At 64.8% G+C, this 1,668-nt stretch carries 1 protein-coding gene; it reads left to right on the top strand.

Annotated features, from left to right (window positions below):
• Window positions 1-243: 243 nt before the first annotated feature.
• A partial coding sequence (locus ABZT03_RS44345) for a DNRLRE domain-containing protein (protein ID WP_356050008.1) occupies window positions 244-1,668 on the top strand: 1,425 nt, incomplete at its 3' end.

Genomic DNA, 1,668 nt, shown 5'->3' on the forward strand with positions numbered 1-1,668 from the left:
CCCCTCTTTCTGCTGCTCTTCTGCTGTGTGGTGGTGGCTTGATTGTGGTGGTGGGTGGCTGGATTGGATATGCCAGGGTCACTTTGTTGCCTTTCCTTCTCTCTTTTTGTGAACGCTTTACTTTCTCGATTTGATGCCAAGTGATCTTGGTGTAATTATGGGTCTTTTTGTCCTCTTTTAAGCTCGGCTAGCTTTGCGGCTGCCCTGTGAATCAATGGGGTTTCTGTGAACATGGGAGCTTGGATGAGCAAGAGGGTGGGGGCCAGGCGGAGACCTGGCTTGCTTGTGCCTGGGCGTACGTGGTACCGGGGAATAGCCGGTTCGCTGGCGCTGGCCATGGCGGTGACGGCGCTTGCCGAGGCTGAGCCGGCGTTCGCGGCCGGCTCGGCCGTTGGACGGGGTACGGCAGCGTCTTCCCAGTCGAAGGCGAAGCATTACGCCTCGTCTGCGGTCGACTTGGCGTCGGCGCGAGTGCTGGCCCGGTTGTCCGGCAAGCGGGTCGAGGCCCTGTCAGAGCGGACGGAGACGTCTACGACGTGGGTGAACGCCAATGGCTCACTGACGACGGAACTGTCGGCCGGGCCGGTGCGGTTCAAGGATGCGGGCAAGTGGCGCTCGGTTGATCTGGATCTGCAGGCGGTCGGCGGCCGGGTGGAGCCCAAGGCTCACCCGCGGGGCCTGCGTCTGGGCGGTGGCCAGTCCGCGACGGCCGCGAAGCGGTCTACTTCGTCGGCATCGACAGCGCATGATCTGGTGACACTGGGCGAGGGCGACCGGCAGATCGCCTTGCAGTGGAAGGGTGATCTGCCCAAGCCGAAGCTGAAGGGCAACCGCGCGACCTACGCGGGTGCCGCTTCCGGTGCGGATGTGGTGGTCGAGGCGACCCGCAGTGGCTTCGAGCAGTACGTCGTGCTCGGCGCCCGTCCGGGCGAGGGCTACTCCTACACGCTGCCGCTGAAGGCCAAGGGCCTGAAGGTGCGGCAGTTGAAGGACGGCAGCCTGCTGTTCACGGACAAGAAGGGCAAGAAGCAGGCCACCATGCCCGCCCCGGTGATGTGGGACGCGCGGGTGGACAAGGTGTCGGGTGAGCACACGCACCAGGCTCCGGTGAAGCTGAAGGTCGTCCGCAGCAACGGGACGATCAACCTGGTGTTCACTCCGGACGCGAAGTTCCTCGCCGATCCGAAGACGCAGTATCCGGTCACGGTGGACCCCTCGACGTCGGCGCTGTCCAACGTGTTCGACACCTACGTCCAGCAGGGCGAGACAGTCGACTGGTCCAGCGATGTCGAGCTGGACATGGGCAATCCGGGCACGACCAACAGTGACGGTACGCCGCGTACGGCCCGTTCCTTCATCACCTGGAACACCAAGCCGATCTCCGATGCGCTGGTCTCCAGTGCGAAGTTGAGCCTGTGGAACTTCCACTCGGGCAACACCGACTGCAAGGCCTACCCCTGGGCCGTCTACAGCACGGGCAAGGCCTCCACCGCTTCGCGCTGGACCTCCCAGCCGACCTGGGCGGCCACTGCCTCGGCGACCTCGACGGAGACCAAGGGCAACCCGGGCTGCACCGCGGCGCCGGACGGCTGGGTCAACGCGGACGTCACCGACCTGGTCCAGACGTGGGCGTCGGCGAAGAACGCCACCTCCGGTATGGGCCTGCGT

Source organism: Streptomyces sp. NPDC005574 (assembly GCF_040605435.1).
GTDB lineage: Bacteria > Actinomycetota > Actinomycetes > Streptomycetales > Streptomycetaceae > Streptomyces.